At 48.8% G+C, this 18428-nt stretch carries 17 protein-coding genes; 15 read left to right on the forward strand and 2 right to left on the reverse strand.

What is annotated here, in order from left to right; all coding sequences use genetic code 11:
* The first annotated feature begins 193 nt into the window (after positions 1-193).
* Genes BQ8005_RS15735 through BQ8005_RS15750 form a run of 4 tightly spaced genes read left to right on the forward strand, consistent with a single transcriptional unit; the run spans position 194 to position 3312 of the window.
* Positions 194-433, forward strand: coding sequence for a hypothetical protein (locus tag BQ8005_RS15735; protein ID WP_075318690.1), 240 nt, complete (start codon positions 194-196; stop codon positions 431-433).
* Between the two features lie 5 nt (positions 434-438).
* Positions 439-1500 carry a 3-isopropylmalate dehydrogenase gene (gene leuB, locus BQ8005_RS15740; RefSeq protein ID WP_021847117.1) on the forward strand — a complete coding sequence of 354 codons (1062 nt, stop codon included), beginning with the start codon at positions 439-441 and terminating at the stop codon, positions 1498-1500.
* Positions 1501-1506: 6 nt separating this feature from the next.
* A complete protein-coding gene (cysK, locus tag BQ8005_RS15745; protein WP_075318691.1) occupies positions 1507-2427 on the forward strand; it encodes a cysteine synthase A in 921 nt (306 codons plus the stop codon).
* Between the two features lie 36 nt (positions 2428-2463).
* The gene (locus BQ8005_RS15750) at positions 2464-3312 is read left to right on the forward strand and encodes a tetratricopeptide repeat protein (RefSeq protein ID WP_075318692.1); all 849 of its coding nucleotides are present in this window, start codon (positions 2464-2466) and stop codon (positions 3310-3312) included.
* A 12-nt stretch (positions 3313-3324) separates the two neighbouring features.
* On the opposite strand, the gene recQ is transcribed toward BQ8005_RS15750, so the two are convergent.
* Positions 3325-5136, reverse strand: a complete 1812-nt coding sequence (gene recQ / locus BQ8005_RS15755) for a DNA helicase RecQ (RefSeq protein ID WP_075319302.1) — start codon at positions 5134-5136, stop codon at positions 3325-3327.
* 269 nt (positions 5137-5405) lie between these two features.
* Here recQ and BQ8005_RS15760 point away from each other — a divergent pair, with 269 nt between their 5' ends.
* From BQ8005_RS15760 to BQ8005_RS15790, 6 genes are all read left to right on the forward strand, one after another.
* Positions 5406-5870, forward strand: a complete 465-nt coding sequence (locus BQ8005_RS15760) for a helix-turn-helix domain-containing protein (RefSeq protein ID WP_021847113.1) — start codon at positions 5406-5408, stop codon at positions 5868-5870.
* Between the two features lie 99 nt (positions 5871-5969).
* Entirely contained in the window at positions 5970-8021 is a 2052-nt protein-coding gene (locus BQ8005_RS15765) for a dipeptidyl-peptidase 3 family protein (RefSeq protein WP_075318693.1), read from the forward strand.
* A gap of 140 nt (positions 8022-8161) precedes the next feature.
* Entirely contained in the window at positions 8162-8824 is a 663-nt protein-coding gene (locus BQ8005_RS15770) for a DNA alkylation repair protein (protein ID WP_075319303.1), read from the forward strand.
* A 363-nt stretch (positions 8825-9187) separates the two neighbouring features.
* The gene (locus BQ8005_RS15780) at positions 9188-9643 is read left to right on the forward strand and encodes a hypothetical protein (RefSeq protein WP_159436283.1); all 456 of its coding nucleotides are present in this window, start codon (positions 9188-9190) and stop codon (positions 9641-9643) included.
* A gap of 10 nt (positions 9644-9653) precedes the next feature.
* A complete protein-coding gene (locus BQ8005_RS15785) occupies positions 9654-9986 on the forward strand; it encodes a hypothetical protein (protein WP_075318695.1) in 333 nt (110 codons plus the stop codon).
* On the forward strand, positions 9976-10692 hold the full coding sequence (locus BQ8005_RS15790; RefSeq protein ID WP_075318696.1) for a hypothetical protein: 717 nt from the start codon (positions 9976-9978) through the stop codon (positions 10690-10692). The genes BQ8005_RS15785 and BQ8005_RS15790 overlap by 11 nt, the downstream gene beginning before the upstream one ends.
* Positions 10693-10824: 132 nt before the next feature.
* Here BQ8005_RS15790 and BQ8005_RS15795 read toward each other — a convergent pair whose 3' ends face one another.
* A complete protein-coding gene (locus BQ8005_RS15795) occupies positions 10825-11292 on the reverse strand; it encodes an HU family DNA-binding protein (RefSeq protein ID WP_075318697.1) in 468 nt (155 codons plus the stop codon).
* Positions 11293-12295: 1003 nt separating this feature from the next.
* Between BQ8005_RS15795 and BQ8005_RS15800 the strand changes: the two genes are divergently transcribed.
* The 5 genes from BQ8005_RS15800 (at position 12296) to BQ8005_RS15820 (ending at position 18424) form a co-directional block, all read left to right on the forward strand.
* Entirely contained in the window at positions 12296-12784 is a 489-nt protein-coding gene (locus BQ8005_RS15800; RefSeq protein ID WP_021847110.1) for a Fur family transcriptional regulator, read from the forward strand.
* Positions 12781-14052 carry an adenylosuccinate synthase gene (locus tag BQ8005_RS15805; protein WP_075318698.1) on the forward strand — a complete coding sequence of 424 codons (1272 nt, stop codon included), beginning with the start codon at positions 12781-12783 and terminating at the stop codon, positions 14050-14052. Before BQ8005_RS15800 ends, BQ8005_RS15805 begins: the two co-directional genes overlap by 4 nt.
* A gap of 106 nt (positions 14053-14158) precedes the next feature.
* A complete protein-coding gene (locus tag BQ8005_RS15810; RefSeq protein WP_075318699.1) occupies positions 14159-15466 on the forward strand; it encodes an alpha-L-fucosidase in 1308 nt (435 codons plus the stop codon).
* Positions 15467-15611: 145 nt separating this feature from the next.
* Positions 15612-16298 carry a zinc metallopeptidase gene (locus BQ8005_RS15815; RefSeq protein ID WP_075318700.1) on the forward strand — a complete coding sequence of 229 codons (687 nt, stop codon included), beginning with the start codon at positions 15612-15614 and terminating at the stop codon, positions 16296-16298.
* Positions 16299-16465: 167 nt separating this feature from the next.
* Positions 16466-18424 carry a family 20 glycosylhydrolase gene (locus BQ8005_RS15820; protein WP_111936083.1) on the forward strand — a complete coding sequence of 653 codons (1959 nt, stop codon included), beginning with the start codon at positions 16466-16468 and terminating at the stop codon, positions 18422-18424.
* Positions 18425-18428: the final 4 nt, after the last annotated feature.

An 18428-nucleotide genomic window follows, 5' to 3' on the forward strand; every position in this document is an offset into this window, starting at 1 on the left:
ACCGGAGCAGCGTGTAGCCGAGACCGGAGCAGCGTGTAGTTGTGACCGCACCGGCGTGTAGTTCGGAGCGGAGCGGCGTGTTTCCGGTCCGTCTCTCGGAAGAAGGTTGGGAAACAGTGTAGTTTTAAGAAAAATTAGAGCCGGAGATACGGAATAAAATGCTTATTTTGAGCCCCAAAAGCGAGAATCGGATATGAAGAAGATACACCTGAAACCCTGGCAGCGCTACGTGCTGGTCTTCGTCCTGCTGCTGGCCGTCAACGGCCTGTTACGCTGGATAAGCCCCGGCGAGGAGTGGAAAGACGGAAATCTGCTGGTCAGCCTCGTGACGGCGGCCCTGCTCACCGCAGGCTTTATCGCCGCCGACCGCGTGCGCCTCAAGAACAAGCAATACAAAGATAAAGTAGAAGAATTACTAAAAAACAACGAATAAACAACATGGAACTGAAAGTAGCAGTGTTGGCCGGTGACGGTATCGGCCCCGAAATATCCGCCGTAGGGGTGGATGTAATGACCGCCGTATGCGAGAAGTTTGGTCACAAGGTGTCGTACGAATATGCCCTCTGCGGCGCACATGCCATCGACGAGGTGGGCGACCCCTTCCCCGAAGAGACCTATCAGGTATGCAAGAACGCGGATGCCGTGCTCTTCTCCGCCGTGGGCGACCCCAAGTTCGACAACGACCCTACGGCCAAGGTGCGTCCCGAACAGGGACTGCTGGCCATGCGTAAGAAGCTGGGTCTCTTTGCCAACATCCGCCCGGTGCAGACCTTCAAGTGCCTCCTGCACAAGTCGCCCCTGCGTGCCGAACTGGTCGAAGGCGCCGACTTCCTCTGCATCCGCGAGCTGACGGGTGGCATGTATTTCGGTGAGAAGTACCAGGACAACGACAAGGCCTGGGATACGAACTACTACACCCGTCCCGAGGTGGAGCGCATCCTTCGCGTCGGCTTCGAGTACGCCATGAAGCGCCGCAAGCATCTCACCGTAGTCGACAAGGCCAATGTGTTGGCCTCTTCCCGCCTTTGGCGTCAGATTGCCCAGGAGATGGCTCCGCAATATCCCGAAGTGACGACCGACTACATGTTCGTGGACAACGCTGCCATGAAGATGATTCAGGAACCGCGTTTCTTCGACGTCATGGTGACCGAGAATACCTTTGGCGACATCCTCACCGACGAGGGTTCCGTTATCAGCGGTTCGATGGGGCTGCTTCCCTCAGCCTCTACGGGCGAGAGCACGCCGGTATTCGAGCCCATCCACGGTTCGTGGCCGCAGGCCAAGGGGCTGAACATCGCCAATCCGCTGGCGCAGGTACTGTCCGTGGCCATGCTCTTCGAGTACTTCAACCTCAAGGAAGAGGGTGCCTTAATACGTCGTGCGGTCGATGCTTCGCTCGATGCCAACGTACGCACCCCTGAGATTCAGGTGGAAGGCGGTGCCAAGTACGGTACGAAGGAGGTCGGCGCCTGGTTGGTAGATTATTTGAAAAAAGCCTGACATACCATGATAGCCAGGAATCTCATCGACCTTGTGGGCCGCACGCCGCTTATGGAGCTTGTGGCCTACAGCCGCCTGCACGGCCTGACGTGCCCGCTGGTGGCGAAGTTGGAGATGTTCAACCCCTCGGGCAGCGTCAAGGCACGTACCGCCCTGGCCATGATCGAGGATGCCGAGGCGCGCGGCCTGCTGCGTCCGGGCGCTACGCTCATCGAGCCCACCAGCGGCAATACGGGCATTGGACTGGCTATGGTAGCCACGATCAAGGGCTACCGCCTCGTCCTCACCATGCCCGAGACGATGAGTCTCGAACGCCGCAACCTGCTGAAGGCGCTGGGTGCGGAGATCGTGTTGACACCTGGTGCCGAGGGTATGGCGGGTTCCATTGCCAAGGCCGAAGCCCTGCGTGACGCTACGTCCGACGCCGTCATCCTCCAACAGTTCGATAATCCCGCGAACGCCGCCGTGCACGAGCGCACCACCGGCGAGGAAGTGTGGGCCGACACGGACGGGCAGGTCGATGTCTTTGTGGCGGGCGTCGGTACGGGCGGCACCGTCAGCGGCGTGGCCCGTGCGTTGAAGAAGCATAACGCTGCTGTACGTGTGGTAGCTGTTGAGCCCGCTTCCTCGCCCGTACTCAGTGGCGGTAAGGCGGGGCCGCATCGCCTGCAGGGCATCGGCGCCAACTTCGTGCCCGGCAATTACGATGCTTCTGTCATCGACGAGGTGCTTTCCGTGGCCGACGACGACGCCTTTCGTGCCGCTCGTGAACTGGCTGCTACCGAAGGTCTGTTGGCGGGCATTTCTTCGGGGGCTGCCCTCCATGCCGCGTGCACGTTGGCTTCCCGTTCCGATCTGCAAGGCAAACGCATTGTGGTGCTCCTGCCCGATACAGGCGAGCGCTACTTGTCGGCGGGATTGTATTGATTGCGCATCGTTATTAGTATATTAACTAGAATAAATATGAGGAAAATCGTTCTATCCATCTTTTTAACTCTGGTCTCTTGCCTTATAGCTCTGTCACAAACCTATGATGAATGGTGTGAACGTGCCGTAGCCGCTACAGAACAAGATAGCCTTGAATTAGCAGAAAAGTGTATCCGTCAGGCCTTGAAACTGGAGCCAGCCAATCCGCGCAATGCCCTTCTCTTTTCCAATTTGGGTACCATTCAACGTAGCCAGCGTCGCTATGAGCAGGCTTTGGAGTCTTATCGATTAGCTTTGAACATGGCTCCCATGTCTGTACCTATTTTGATGAATCATGCTACTCTTTCGCTTGAGCTGGGGCAGAATGACAAGGCGCGTGCAGATTATTCACAGGTTATTGAATTAGAGCCTCACAATGTTGAAGCATTATTGATGCGGGCCTATATTTATATGCAGCAACGTGACTACAAGTTTGCCCGCCTTGATTACGATACGCTTCTGAAAGTGGATCCACAGAATTATAGCGCTCGTTTGGGACTGGCAACTTTGTGTCAAAGGGAAGTTCGTTATGATGAAGCGTTGGTCGTGTTGGATGGTATGCTGGCCGATAAAGGCGGGACGAGACCTTATACCACTGGTGAATTGGCCACTGTTTGTGTGGTTCGTGCCGGTGTGGAGCTTGACATGTTGAAGCCCGACCAAGCCTTGCTGGATTTGGATGAGGCCATTCGCCTTGATCCTCGTCAATCGGAAGCTTATCTGATGCGTGGTCGTGTACATCTGATGTTAAAGAAGAAAACACTGGCCAAACGCGATCTGGAAAAAGCAGTATCGTTGGGCGTGCCTCAAAGTGAGGTACGAGAGTTGATGAATCAATGCAAATAGGAAAGTAGAGTATCAGACAAAATTTCGGATGAGCTTTACAAACTCTTTCCCATATTTCTTTTTCTTATAGTCGCTGATGCCGCTTACGTTGCCGAAAGCGTCGAGCGTGGTTGGTCGTTGAACGGCCAGCAGATGCAGAACTTTGTCGGACAGAACGAGGTAAGCAGGCAGTACCTCTTCGTCTGCTAGCCGTTTGCGTAGGCTTCTAAGAGCTTCGAAAAGGTCGGTGCTTTCTCCGCTTTCCATGCCCAGAGACAGTTCGCGCATGACGGGAGCAGATGTTCTTTTTTTCCTTCCTCGTGTGGCCGATATCTCTTCTCTACGTATCACTACCAGGTGTGCCTTTTCCCTGCCAAATAGCACATCACTTCCGGCTGGAGTAATCTTCAGATGGTTGCTTTCGTTGTAGGCCACCTCGAAATATCCCATTTGCAACATCTGTAGCAGGTAGTCCTGCCAGTCGCGGGCCGGTATATCGCGTCCGGCACCATAGGTTTTCAGTTGGTGATAACCTTTTTCTTTCAGTTCTGCATTCAGATTGCCGCGCAGGATGTCTACCAGCATCGGGGTGCCTACCTGCTGGTTGGTACGGGCGATAGCACTCAATGCTTTTTGCACGATGATGGTACCATCGAATCGTTCAGGAGGATTTTTGCATACGTCGCAATTGCCGCAATCGTGCATTCGTTGCTCGCCGAAGTAGTTCAGCAGGATGCGTCGGCGGCAAATGTCGGCCTCGGCATATTGTTGCATGCGTTGGAGTTTTTCCAAATTGATTTCACTTTGTCCACTTTCGGTTGCAAATTTGGTTAGCATGATGAGGTCGGCCATCGAATAGAAGAGTAGCGTGTCGCTCGGCAAGCCGTCGCGTCCTGCACGTCCTATTTCCTGATAGAAACTCTCAATGCTCTTGGGCAGGTTGTAGTGGATGACCCACCGCACGTTGCTCTTGTCGATGCCCATGCCGAAGGCGACGGTGGCACATACCACTTGTACTCGGTCGTTGATGAAGTCGTCTTGCGCACGGTTACGCTTTTCGGTTTCTAGTCCTGCGTGGTAGATGGCGGTTCGGATACCGTTTTTTTGTAGCATTTGTGCCACGTTTTCCGTATTTTTTCGGCTCATGCAATAGATGATGCCACTTTCTCCCCGATGTTGGGCAATGAATTCAAGGATGGCTTTATTCTTTTCCTTCGATTGGTATCCCCGTTTGACGGTGAGGCTCAGGTTAGGACGGTCAAATGAAGAAAGGAAGATACGAGGCTCTCGCAGGTGAAGTTGCTTGACAATGTCTTCGCGTGTCAACTTGTCTGCCGTAGCGGTAAGGGCGATAACGGGTGTTTGTGGGAAGAGACTACGTAAAATGCCAAGTTGGGTGTATTCGGGACGGAAGTCGTGTCCCCATTGCGAGATGCAGTGTGCTTCGTCGATGGCGAAGAAGGAAACGTGTATGTCGCGCAGGAAATAATTGGCTTCTGCCACCAGCTTTTCGGGAGAGATATAGAGTAACTTTAATTTCCCTTCCATGCAGGCACGTCGAATGCGTAGGTTTTCCGTTTCGTCGTTGTTGCTGTTCAGAGCTGCTGCGGCGATACCATTGTTTCGGAGACTCTCTACCTGGTCTTTCATGAGTGAGATGAGTGGTGATACCACAATGGCAGTCCCTTTGCAAATGATGGCTGGCACTTGGTAGCAGACAGACTTCCCGCCACCTGTCGGCATCAGCACCAGTGCATCTTTATTCAGTAGCAGGTGGCTGATAATTTCCTCTTGTAATGGACGGAAATCGGTATATCCAAAATAGGTTTTAAGTACTTGTTGTATTGGGTTCATCAGTTGCTGTCTGCTTTTTTTCTTGGGCAAAAATACAGCAATTATTTGAATATCCGTTTCTCTCTTCTCATGAATGTTCGGAAAAGCTTTCTTCAATTTTGGAGGGAAGTGTTAAATAATTATTCCTTTATTCAACTTTTTTTATCCTTTCGACGTTGAAAAAAAGTACCATAATTCTTGCATATTTCAAAAAAAAAACAGACTTTTGTCAAGCCTTATAAAATAGGCAATTAATGTACAACCCCTAACCAGTTTATTTGATGAGTGATTTAGAAAACAAAACGCAAGAAGAGGCTCCGAAAAAACGCCCCTATAATTTGCGTGAGAAAAAAGAAAAAGATGCGGCTTATCGCGCATTGATCCGTCCAGAGTTGGCTGACGAACTGTATGACAAGATCCTTAATATCATTGTTGTGCAGAAAAAGTACAGAGATCGTGACTATTCTGCCAAAGATTTGGCCAAAGAGTTGGAAACCAATACCCGTTACTTGTCTGCTGTAGTCAATTCTCGTTTCGGAATGAATTATTCCTGTCTTTTGAACGAATATCGTGTGAAAGAAGCTATGCATTTGCTGAAGGACAAGCGGTATGCCGACAAGAATGTGGAGGAAATCAGTACGATGGTAGGTTTTGCCAATCGTCAGTCTTTCTATGCCGCTTTCTATAAGAATGTAGGTGAAACACCTAACAGCTACCGCAAGAAGCATGCGGAAAAGAAAAAATAATCCGACTCCTGAAGAGGAGATAGATTGAAAGGAAATATCTGGGGATTTTCCCTCCCCGGATACTTCCTTTTTTATTTGTAATCCCAATAAGCTGATAATATGAAAAAGCATTTCTTTTCAATGGTAGCTGCCTTGTCTATGCTGACGGCATGTGGAGGCGCTTCTCAACAAACGACTGCTGAGGCAGAAAAATTTGATTATAACGTGGAACAATTTGCTGATTTACAGATTTTACGCTATCGCGTACCTGGATTTGAGGAACTCTCACTCCAGCAAAAACAACTGGTTTATTATCTGACAGAAGCCGCTTTGCAAGGTCGGGATATTCTCTTTGACCAGAATGGTAAATACAATCTTCGCATTCGTAAGGTATTGGAGGCCGTTTATACAGGTTATAAGGGCGACAAACAGTCGGCCGACTTCAAGGCAATGGAGGTTTACCTCAAGCGCGTATGGTTCTCTAACGGCATTCATCATCACTACGGATGCGAAAAGTTTGTGCCGGGCTTCACTCCCGAATTCTTCAAGCAGGCTTTGGCCAGTGTCGATGCTTCTGAGCTTCCTTTGGCCGAAGGGCAGACGCTGGAGCAATTCTGTGACGAGATTTTCCCCGTCATTTTCGATCCGGCCGTGATGCCCAAGCGCGTCAATCAGGCCGATGGCGAAGACCTGGTGCTCACCTCCGCCTGCAACTACTATGAGGGTGTGACGCAGAAGGAAGCCGAAGACTTCTACAACGCCCTGAAGGATCCCAAGGACGAAACGCCCGTTTCCTATGGACTAAACAGCCGTTTGGTGAAGGAAAACGGCCGTGTTCAAGAAAAGGTATGGAAGGTGGGTGGACTTTACGGTCAGGCACTCGAGAAGATTGTCTACTGGCTGAAGAAAGCCGAAGGCGTAGCCGAGACACCCGAACAGAAAGCCGTCATCGCCAAATTGGTGGAGTACTACGAAACAGGCGACCTGAAGACCTTCGACGATTATGCCATCCTGTGGGTGAAGGATCTGAATTCGCGCGTGGATTTCGTGAACGGCTTTACCGAAAGCTATGGCGATCCGCTGGGTATGAAGGCCAGCTGGGAGTCGCTTGTCAACTTCAAGGACCTTGAGGCTACTCGTCGTACGGAAACTATCAGTGCCAATGCTCAGTGGTTCGAAGACCATTCGCCCGTGGACAAGCAATTCAAGAAAGAAGAAGTGAAAGGCGTTTCGGCCAAGGTTATCACCGCCGCCATCTTGGCTGGCGACCTCTATCCTGCCACGGCCATCGGCATCAACCTGCCTAATGCCAACTGGATACGTAGCCAGCATGGCTCCAAGTCGGTGACCATCGGCAACATCACCGATGCCTACAATAAGGCCGCCCATGGCAATGGCTTCAACGAAGAGTTTGTTTATAGCCAGGCCGAACTGGATAATATCAACAAGTATGCCGACCTGACCGACGAGCTTCATACCGACCTGCACGAATGTCTCGGCCACGGTTCGGGCAAGCTGCTTCCTGGTGTCGATCCCGACGCCCTGAAGGCTTACGGCTCTACTATCGAAGAAGCCCGTGCTGACTTGTTCGGCCTCTACTATGTGGCCGATCCCAAGCTGGTTGAGTTGGGACTCCTGCCTGATGCCGATGCCTACAAGGCCCAGTTCTATACCTACCTGATGAACGGCTTGATGACTCAGTTGGTACGTATCGAGCCGGGTAATCAGATTGAGGAAGCCCACATGCGCAACCGTGCCCTCATCGCTCGTTGGGTGTACGAGAAGGGAGCGGCCGACAAGGTGGTTGAATTGAAGAAGAAGGACGGCAAGACCTACGTGGTAGTGAACGACTACGCCAAGGTGCGCACCCTCTTCGGCGAATTGCTGGCCGAAATCCAGCGCATCAAGTCGACAGGCGACTTCGAAGGTGCCCGCCAGCTGGTCGAAAACTATGCCGTGAAGGTCGATCCCGAACTGCATGCCGAGGTACTCGAACGTTACAAGAAACTGAACCTGGCTCCTTACAAAGGTTTTGTCAATCCGAAGTATGAGCCTGTGGCCGATGCCGAAGGCAACATCACCGACGTGAAGGTGACCTACGACGAAGGCTATGCCGAGCAGATGCTCCGTTATAGTAAGGATTACGCCACCCTGCCTTACGTCAACGAATAAGGTCTGACGTACGCTATACCTGTCTTTAGGCACGGATGCCACGGATTTTCACGGACAAACCGATGTGACAATTCGTGTCGTTCGTGCCTAAAGTGTCCCAAGAAACAGTCTTATATTGTTATTTTCTATATATTTGAATGATGGATTTACACGAACAACTGAAAGATCTCAAGACCCAGCTCCGACTTTCGATGAACGGAGCTGTGTCGCAAAGCATGCGCGAGAAGGGGCTTGTCTATAAACTGAACTTTGGTGTCGAGCTGCCCCGCATCAAGGGGATTGCTGCCGCCTATGAAAAGAATCACACTTTGGCTCAGGCTTTATGGAAGGAAGACATCCGTGAGTGCAAGATACTGGCCGGTTTGCTCCAGCCCGTCGAAACCTTCCTGCCCGAGATTGCCGACATATGGATAGACACCATGCCCACGGTCGAGATTGCCGAACTCACGTCGATGAACCTTTTCCAGCACCTGCCCTATGCACCCGCCAAGGCTTTTCGTTGGATAGCGGACGAACGCGAGTTGGCGCAGGTGTGCGGCTTTCTCACCATCGCTCGTCTGCTTCAGAAGAAGGGCGATATGGAAGATCGTGTGGCCAATGAGTTTCTCGACCAGGCCGTGTCGTGTTTCCTCGCCGGTTCTTATGCAGTACGCAATGCCGTTTCCGCCGCCCTCCGCCGCTTCATGGAGCATAGCGAGGAACATGCGTTCAGGGCTTGCCGATGTGTGGACGGTATGAAAGATTCATCGAAAGAATCGGAGCAACTTCTATATGGTTTGGTAAAGGATGAAGTAGGAGGGTAAAGGCGTAAGTAAGAAGGGGGAATTCAAAAAAAGAAAGAACTGTACTTCAAAAGTTTTTATTAAACCTTTGGAGTGCAGTTCTTTTTTTATATTTTTGCCGTGCAAGAGTAGCGACTCTGCACAATACATATTAGAATTTTAAGAAGCGTTATGCTTATCTTGTGATTGGAAACCTGAGAAATTTCGAATTGATACAAGAGGATAGCATAGTGGTTCTCACGCATATAGCGTGGGCTGCTATTTCCTACACTTGTATCAAGGTTTTCTCAGGACCTCCAATCAGAACGTGGGCATGCAGTTCCACGCTTTTTTGTTTTTATAACTATCTTGGGAGCTGAAGATAATAATTATGAAAGTGCTGTTATGGAAAAGACGGTTTGTTCAAATTGTGGGGAAAAATTAGTGGTGGATAAATGTTTGGGTGAAAAAGATGCTGTGATGAAGTGTCGTCATTGCAAAAAGGGCTTTAATGTCTCTTTTGATGAAAAAACATTTCCAGCCAAATTCAATTCTTTCAATTGGGGTGCCTTCTTAATGGGGTGGATATGGTGTTTAGGTAATGGGAAAAAAGGGTTAGGTGTTCTACTATTCCTGTTATATTGCTTTATGAATATACCTTATATAGGGATTTTGTTTTCAATTCCAGGTCTTATCATTTCTTTTTGGTTAGGTGTAAGAGGAAATAAAATAGCCTGGAATAATAAAGCGTGGAAATCGGTGGAAGAATTTGAGAAAGTACAAAAAAGTTGGACTGTCGCAGGAGTAATACTTCTCTCTATTGCTTTCATTTTCGGTCTTTGTGCTGTTTCTAAACTTTAACTTTAATACTATGAAAATAGAAGAAATAGATTCTAAGAAAAATCATATTGTCATTGATGAACACCAAACGAACATTAAGACAATAAAAGAAACCAATCCGAATGAAAATAAGCAGATGCCCTCACGTAGTTATTGGTTCCCATTATCAGTAGGATGCAATAGGCTATTATGTGTATTATGTCTTATATTAACGGTAATCGTAGCAGCAGGGCAAGACGAGGATGATGTTGTGACTGCTATCTTCGTTACTCCCATTGTTGGATTTATATTATACTTGGCTGCAATTTGGGTATATCAAGGTTTCAAAGAATCCTCAAAAGCTTTCAACGGCAATGAAAAATAAATATGCAATCCCGTTGGCTATATTAATCATATTGATATTGGGTGTATTGGGAACCGTTGTCGATATACAAATCGAAGAAAAGAAAGAAGAAAATCGGGAACGGTATTTATCGGGGTATTACGATGAACCAGTCTTAATGGAGCAGTCAAATTTTACGAAAGATTGGGATACATATCAGATGTATGGGGCATTTAGCATTAAAATACCTCCTTCGATGGAAGTAAAAGATACAAATTGCATTTATACGCCCGATATGTACGATTATCACTGGAAAAGGAGACGTATTAAAAGAACCCCCATCATCTTTATCCAAAAGGGACTGGTTGCAAGAAACCCTTCTGCAATCAATACTTATTGCCGGATCATTATTGATTTCGAACAAGGGCAGAAGGGGGAATTCTTGAAAGCAGATGAAAAAGAAGAACTGTCTATTGAGGATATTCGCTATTTTCAAAAAGAAGTAGACGTTGGGGATTACGAATTGCTAGGAAAACCCGAGGTGAGGTGGGTTAGAATCGGAACTATATATGCTCTAAACATTGAATACACAAGGAAGGGTGAAGGAAATTATCACACAAACGTGAATACCTATCTACTATCTAATGATGATCAAAATATTGTCATGACGCTCTCTTATAGGAGAGAAGATGAAAGCCTGTGGGAAAAGGAACTGGAAGCTGTCATAAGCAGTTTCAAATGGGGGTAGTTCTTGATAGAGTACTACCGTAGCTAAGCTTTCAAGTACGGAAAACCAGCCTGCTGATTACGAGTGGCAAATGAGCCGACAAATATGCTCTGTATTTGTCGGCTTGTTTGCTTTTTGTTGAAATTCAGCTTGTTATAACGGGCTTCCGCCTTCTTCTCCTTCAGATGGGTTTCCTTCTTCTTCGGTACCGGGTGTGGTCTGTGCTTTGTCGTATTCAATCCATTCGATATTTTTGCTTACCATGCTGCGGGTGGCTGACCCTGTAGAGGCAGGGTAGCTGGTTTCGGGGGTAAAGTTTACTTTTACATGTTGTAGTTGCGTCTGGAAATCGAAGTCTTCTTCGTTTGCTACGCCTTTTGTGTTTAATCCCAATCGGAAAGAGCCGAGGCCTTCCAGTTTTACACTTTTGCCTTGTGCCATGTATTGTGACATGACGTCTGCCATTTCTGTCAATACTGCTTTGACGTCTGTTTTGGTGACAGTGCTCCTGTTTGCTAAGGCTTCTGCTATTTGGTCAGTATTGACGGCGGAGCCTATTGTAATTGCGCGGGGATAATACACATTGGTTTTGGGGTTATATGCTTTTTTATAAAATGCCATATTCGTGTTGTTTTTAGGTTAATATTCTGTTTGTATTTCGGATAGATTTGTAACAATGGCTTTGTGGAAATACTTGTTGGGCCATGTCCTGTTGTCTCTATGGAAATGTCCCTGTAAGGTTCGGGCCATGTTGTCTATGTTGTAATTGGTGGTTTTGATGTAATTCCATTTTATTTCTGACTTTTGTTTTTTCTTCTTTCTCTTTAATAGTATAACGTAAATAGTTTATTTTAGTTGTTCTGCATATAACAAATATTATCTTAAATTAATATGATTTAATAGCTCTTTTGTTTACATTTGCATTCTTAACCTATGAAATAACAGCAAAAAATGTATTAATTGATTTTTTGTGAATTTTCGAGCGCGAAAATGTATGTTATTTTGTAGTTAAACTTATGATATTCAGGCATCTGACAAGTCCGGGATGAATTGGTCTCAGAATTGTGGGATTTGAGATATTCGGAAATCTCGATTCTGAATTGGGGATTATGAGATGGAAGATTTCTCGAGGATGCCTTGAAGGTAATTTTTCTTTACTTGAAAAGTTGCCAAGTTGGTTATTTCGGAAGGTTTCAAACCATCGAAAAGAGTTTTTGTATGCAAATTTATGATTTTCAGCTAAGATTTTAAGGTTGGACTCTTCCCGGGTATTTCTTCTTCTGATAGCGGTTTTGTAAAATAAAGTAGTAAAAAAGTTACAAAAAAAAGAAACTTTTCCCGATTTTCATCGTTACTACTTATGATGAGTAGTTAATGAGTAGTTAAGTAGTAGTTGATAGTAAGTAGGTATACTAACTATAATCACTAGTCTGTTGTAGTCATATTAAAGTAATATCAATAGTAGGTAGTTATATTATGTCCTTACTTAAGATATTATGTTCTTACTTCGAAGTTCTTTTTTCTCTTTCTCTGTAGTTTCTAAAGAAAAAATCTCTATTATTACTTGCTTTCCACAAAAAAGGCTTAACTTTGTTGGCTGATAAAAAAGAAAATGGACTGAAGGATGGAGGTTCAAAATGTGAAAGATACGGTCAAGCAGATATTCACCGAATATCTCAATGCGAACGGGCATCGGAAGACTCCCGAACGCTATGCCATACTCGATACCATCTACTCCATCGACGGCCATTTCGACATCGACACGCTCTACTCGCTCATGGCCGACCAGGAAAAGTTCCGCGTCAGCAGGGCTACCCTCTACAACACCATTATCCTGCTTATCAACGCGCGGCTGGTCATCAAGCACCAGTTCGGCAATTCGTCGCAATACGAGAAGAGCTACAACCGCGATACGCACCATCATCAGATCTGTACCCAGTGTGGCAAGGTGACGGAGTTTCAGAACGAAGACCTCCAGCACGCCATCGAGCACACCAAGCTCAGCCGCTTCAACCTGACACACTATTCTCTCTATATCTATGGGTTGTGCAGCAAGTGCGAGCGGGCCAACAAGAAAAAATTGAAAAACAACATTCATAAGAAAGAAAAATGAAAGTAGATGTACTGTTAGGATTACAATGGGGCGACGAAGGCAAAGGCAAAGTCGTCGACGTACTGACGCCGCGCTATGACGTGGTGGCCCGTTTTCAGGGTGGCCCGAATGCCGGCCATACGCTGGAGTTCGAAGGCCAGAAGTATGTACTCCGCTCGATTCCTTCGGGAATTTTCCAGGGCGATAAGGTGAATATCATCGGTAACGGCGTGGTGCTCGACCCGGCCCTCTTCAAGGCTGAGGCCGAAGCGCTCGAAGCCTCGGGTCACGACCTGAAGCAACGCCTTCACATTTCGAAGAAGGCTCATCTCATCATGCCTACCCACCGTCTGCTCGACGCCGCCTATGAGGCTGCCAAGGGCGATGCCAAAGTGGGTACGACAGGCAAGGGCATCGGTCCTACCTATACCGACAAGGTGAGTCGCAACGGTTTGCGCGTGGGCGACCTGCTGCACAACTTCGACCAGAAGTATGCCGCCGCCAAAGCCCGCCACGAGCAGATACTCAAGAGCCTGAACTTCGAATACGACTTGGCTGAGGCCGAAAAGGCCTGGTTCGAAGGTATCGAATACCTGAAGCAATTCCAGCTGGTGGACAGCGAACACGAAATCAACGGCCTCCTGAACGAAGGCAAGTCTGTCCTCTGCGAGGGTGCACAGGGCACGATGCTCGATATCGATTTCGGTTCTTATCCTTTCGTTACTTCGTCCAACACCATCTGTGCAGGTGCCTGCACGGGCTTGGGCGTGGCTCCTTGTAAGATTGGAGATGTCTATGGCATCTTCAAAGCCTATTGTACGCGCGTAGGTGCCGGTCCTTTCCCCACCGAGCTCTTCGACGAGACGGGCGACAAGATCTGTACCCTCGGACACGAATTCGGTTCCGTCACCGGCCGTCGTCGTCGTTGCGGATGGATCGACCTCGTAGCATTGAAATATGCCATCATGGTAGACGGCGTGACGAAGCTCATCATGATGAAGAGCGACGTGCTCGACACGTTCGAAACCATCAAGGCTTGTGTGGCCTACAAGATGAACGGCGAGGAAATCGACTACTTCCCCTTCGACATTGCCGAGGGCGTGGAGCCTGTCTACGTAGAGCTGCCCGGTTGGCAGACCGACATGACCAAGATGCAGAGCGAGGACGAGTTCCCCGAAGAATTCAATGCCTACCTGTCCTTCCTCGAAGAGCAGCTGGGTGTGCCCATCAAGATTGTGTCCGTAGGTCCCGACCGCGAACAGACCATCGAACGATATACCGAAGAATAATTCGGATGTGATAGACAAAACGTAGGCTTTCCTGTCCGTTTCAGGAAGTCTACGTTTTTTGTTCCTTAAAACATAGTTTTCATTCACTTAAAACACCCTTTTCTTCATGAAGACACATCTTTTAGCTTTAGCCCTTTTAGTAGGGGCTTGTTTGTCACTTCCCGTACGTGCTCAAAGTTATACGCCTACGGAAGAAAATCTGAAATCTCGCCAAGAGTTTCGTGATGCCCGTTTCGGCATTTTCCTCCATTGGGGCTTGTATGCCATGCTGGCTACAGGCGAATGGACAATGACCAACAATAACTTGAATTATAAAGAGTATGCCAAATTGGCAGGCGGATTCTATCCTTCGAAATTCAATGCCGCCGAGTGGGTGGCCGCCATTAAGGCTTCGGGTGCCAAGTACATTTGTTTCACCAGCCGTCATCACGAAGGCTTCTCCATGTTCGACACGAAATACTCCGACTACAATGTGGTAGACGCTACGCCTTTCAAACGCGACATTTTGAAGGAACTGGCCGACGAGTGTCACAAGCAGGGCATCCGTCTGCATCTCTATTATTCACACCTCGACTGGTATCGTGAAGACTATCCTTGGGGACGCACGGGTAGGGGGACAGGCCGTCCTGACGCCAAAGGCAACTGGCCGAGCTATTATCAATTCATGAACAACCAGCTGACGGAGCTGCTCACCAACTATGGTCCGATAGGTGCCATTTGGTTCGACGGCTGGTGGGATCAGGATCAAAATTCCGATTTCGACTGGCAATTGCCTGGTCAGTATGAGCTGATACACAAGCTTCAACCCGCTTGCCTTGTAGGCAACAATCATCATCAGACGCCTTTTGAGGGCGAGGATATCCAGATTTTCGAACGCGACCTGCCGGGTGAAAACAAGGCCGGCCTTTCGGGGCAGGACATCAGCAGCCTGCCGCTGGAAACGTGCGAGACAATGAACGGCATGTGGGGCTACAAGATTACCGACCAGAATTATAAGTCGACCAAAACCTTGATTCATTATCTGGTGAAGGCCGCCGGCAAGGATGCCAACCTGCTGATGAACATCGGCCCTCAGCCTGATGGATGTCTGCCTCAGGTAGCCGTAGAGCGCTTGAAGGAGATGGGCGAGTGGATGAAGACCTATGGCGAAACCATCTATGGTACGCGTGGCGGTTGCGTGGCTCCTCATCCTTGGGGTGTGACTACGCAGAAGGGTGATCGTTTGTTTGTCCATATCCTTGATTTGCAGGACAAGGTACTCTTCTTGCCTTTGGAAGGCCAGAAGGTGAAACGTGCGATGGATTTTGCAAGCCGTCAGGCCTTGAAATTCAAGCGCGTGGACGGTGGCATTGTTCTTCAGCTTGACGAAATCCCTACAGAAGTGGATAAGGTTGTAGAATTGCAACTTGATTGATTGGGACGTAAAACAATGGAAAATTTATAATCTGTGTTAATTCCTGAGGCTACTTGCCTGTCATCGCTTATCTTTGGCAAACTATTTGCACTTGGTAGAAAAACGCATATTGTCAAATGATTAAAATAATAGAGAATAATAGATTATGGTAATAGGAATGCAATGGATTATATTTATCGGCGTAGCCGTTGTGAGCTGGTTGGTGCAGATGAACCTGCAAAACAAGTTCAAGAAATACTCGCAAATACCTACAGGTAACGGTATGACAGGTGCCGACGTGGCTCGTAAGATGCTTAACGACAACGGTATCTATGATGTGCAGGTTACTTGTACGCCCGGTCATCTGACCGACCACTACAACCCTGCCAACAAGACCGTCAACCTGAGCGAGAGCGTTTACTCCAGCAATAGTATCATGGCCGCTGCCGTAGCTGCTCACGAGTGCGGACACGCTTTACAACACGCCCGTGCCTATGCGCCGCTCACCCTGCGTAGCAAGCTGGTGCCGGTCGTTTCGTTCGCGTCGAGCATCATGACGTGGGTATTGTTGGCCGGTATCTTGTTGCTGGATGTCAATTCGAACTTCCTGCTGGCAGGTATCATCCTCTTTGCGATGACCACGTTGTTCAGCTTCATCACTCTGCCGGTGGAAATCAATGCCAGCCGCAGGGCGTTGGTATGGCTCAGTGCGAGCGGCATCACCAACTCCTACAATCACGCTAAGGCCGAAGACGCCCTCCGCTCTGCCGCCTACACCTATGTAGTGGCCGCCTTGGGTTCGTTGGCTACGCTTATTTACTACATTATGATTTTTATGGGCCGTCGTGAGTAATGTCGCTTTGTCGATAGCCTTTGTAAAGAATGGTTACGGCCGATATCTTTCTTCCTTTTTCGAGGAGAATAGATGTCGGCCGTATTTCTTTTTATAAAGATGATGCTTGTTTGGCGAAAAATGGTTATCTTTGACCGCTGGTATTGTTAACTTTAACCAATTTCTATATGATTAAAATCCGTTTTGTTTCGAAGGCTTTGTGCCTTGTTGTATTTTCATTGTTTGTGCAGATGGGTTTGTATGCCCAGAATGAGAAACCTTTTGTTGTCCCCGAACTGAAAGAGTGGAAGGGGAGTGAAGGGGCTTTTATTCCTTCGGCTGATATGCGTGTCGTTTATGCGCAGGAAGCCTTACGTTCAGTGGCCGAAGCCTTTGCCGCCGACTATGGGCAGATGTTCGGTGTCACTCCTGAAGTAATTCAGGGCAAGCCTTCTGCTGGTGACATTTATTTTACGCTGAAGAAAGACAAGAAGTTGGGTCGAGAAGGTTATGCTATCCGTACGGATCGCTACGTCACCGTCTCTGCCCCTGAGGCTGTTGGTGCCTACTGGGCTACGCGAACTTTGCTCCAGATGAGTGAGCAGACAGAAAAACATCAGTTGCCGAAAGGTCAGTTGCGCGACTGGCCCGACTACGCCATGCGCGGCTTCATGATGGATTGTGGGCGCAAGTTCATTCCCATGTCCTATATGCGCGACCTGGTGAAGATGATGGCCTATTATAAGATGAACACCTTGCAGGTACACCTCAACGACAACGGCTTCAAGCAGTTCTTTGGCCACGACTGGGGACGCACCTACGCCGCTTTCCGTCTGGAGTGCGATACCTATCCCGGCCTCACCGCTCGCGACGGTTACTACACCAAACGCGAGTTTATCGACTTCCAGGAAGAGGCTGCTTCACGTTTCGTAGAGATTATCCCCGAAATCGATGCGCCTGCCCATACGTTGGCTTTCACCCATTACAAGCCTGAGATAGGTAGCCAGGAGTATGGTATGGACCATCTCGACCTGTTCAATCCCGAGACTTACAAGTTCATGGACGGCCTCTTCAAGGAATATCTGGAGGGTGACAAACCTGTATTCCGCGGCCCGCGTGTCCACATCGGTACCGATGAGTACTCCAATAAGAAGAAAGACGTAGTCGAGAAGTTCCGTGCCTTCACCGACCATTACATCCGTCTGGTGGAAAGTTACGGCAAGCAGGCCTGCGTATGGGGCGCTCTGACTCATGCTGCCGGCGAAACACCCGTCAAGTCGGAGAACGTTATCATGAGTGCCTGGTACAACGGATATGCCGACCCCAAGGAGATGGTGCGTCAGGGTTATAAGCTCATCAGCATCCCCGACGGGCTGGTTTACATTGTGCCTGCTGCCGGTTATTACTACGACTACCTGAACACTCAATACCTCTATGAGAAGTGGACGCCTGCCCATGTGGCTAAGGCTGTCTTCGAGGAGAAAGACCCCGCCATCTTGGGCGGCATGTTTGCCGTATGGAACGACCATGTGGGCAACGGCATCTCCGTCAAGGACATCCACCACCGCCTCTTCCCCGCCTTGCAGACGCTGGCTGCGAAGACTTGGGATGCGCAGGTCGATTTACCTTATGTTGACTTCGACCGTCTGCGTCAGGGCTTGAGCGAAGCTCCTGGTGTCAACCAACTGGGACGTATCGGACGCACCGAAGGCCTGGTTTATGAAGTGGCCGAAGTACATCCAAATACCAATCTCGCCCACGAGGAGATTGGCTACGGCTATACCGTCAGCTTCGACCTCGAGGCAGCTGATGAGGCTCCCGGTACCGAGCTGTTCCGTTCGGATAACGCAGTCTTCTACCTGGCCGACCCCATTAGCGGACGTTTTGGCTTTGCCCGCGATGGCTATCTGAACTCCTTCCAGTTCCGTCCCTATCCGGGCGAAAAGCTGAACGTGCAGGTGAAGGGGGACAATCGCTCCACTTCGCTTCTCATCAACGGCAAGCTCGTCGAGACGATGGACATCCAGAAACGCTACTTCAACGGTGGCAAGGACTCCATGAACTACGTTCGCACCCTCGTCTTCCCGCTCAAGAAGGCCGGCTCGTTCAAGAGCAAGATCACCAACCTGAAAGTCTATAACCAATAATTTA

Source organism: Bacteroides togonis, from assembly GCF_900130135.1.
Taxonomy (GTDB): domain Bacteria; phylum Bacteroidota; class Bacteroidia; order Bacteroidales; family Bacteroidaceae; genus Bacteroides; species Bacteroides pullorum.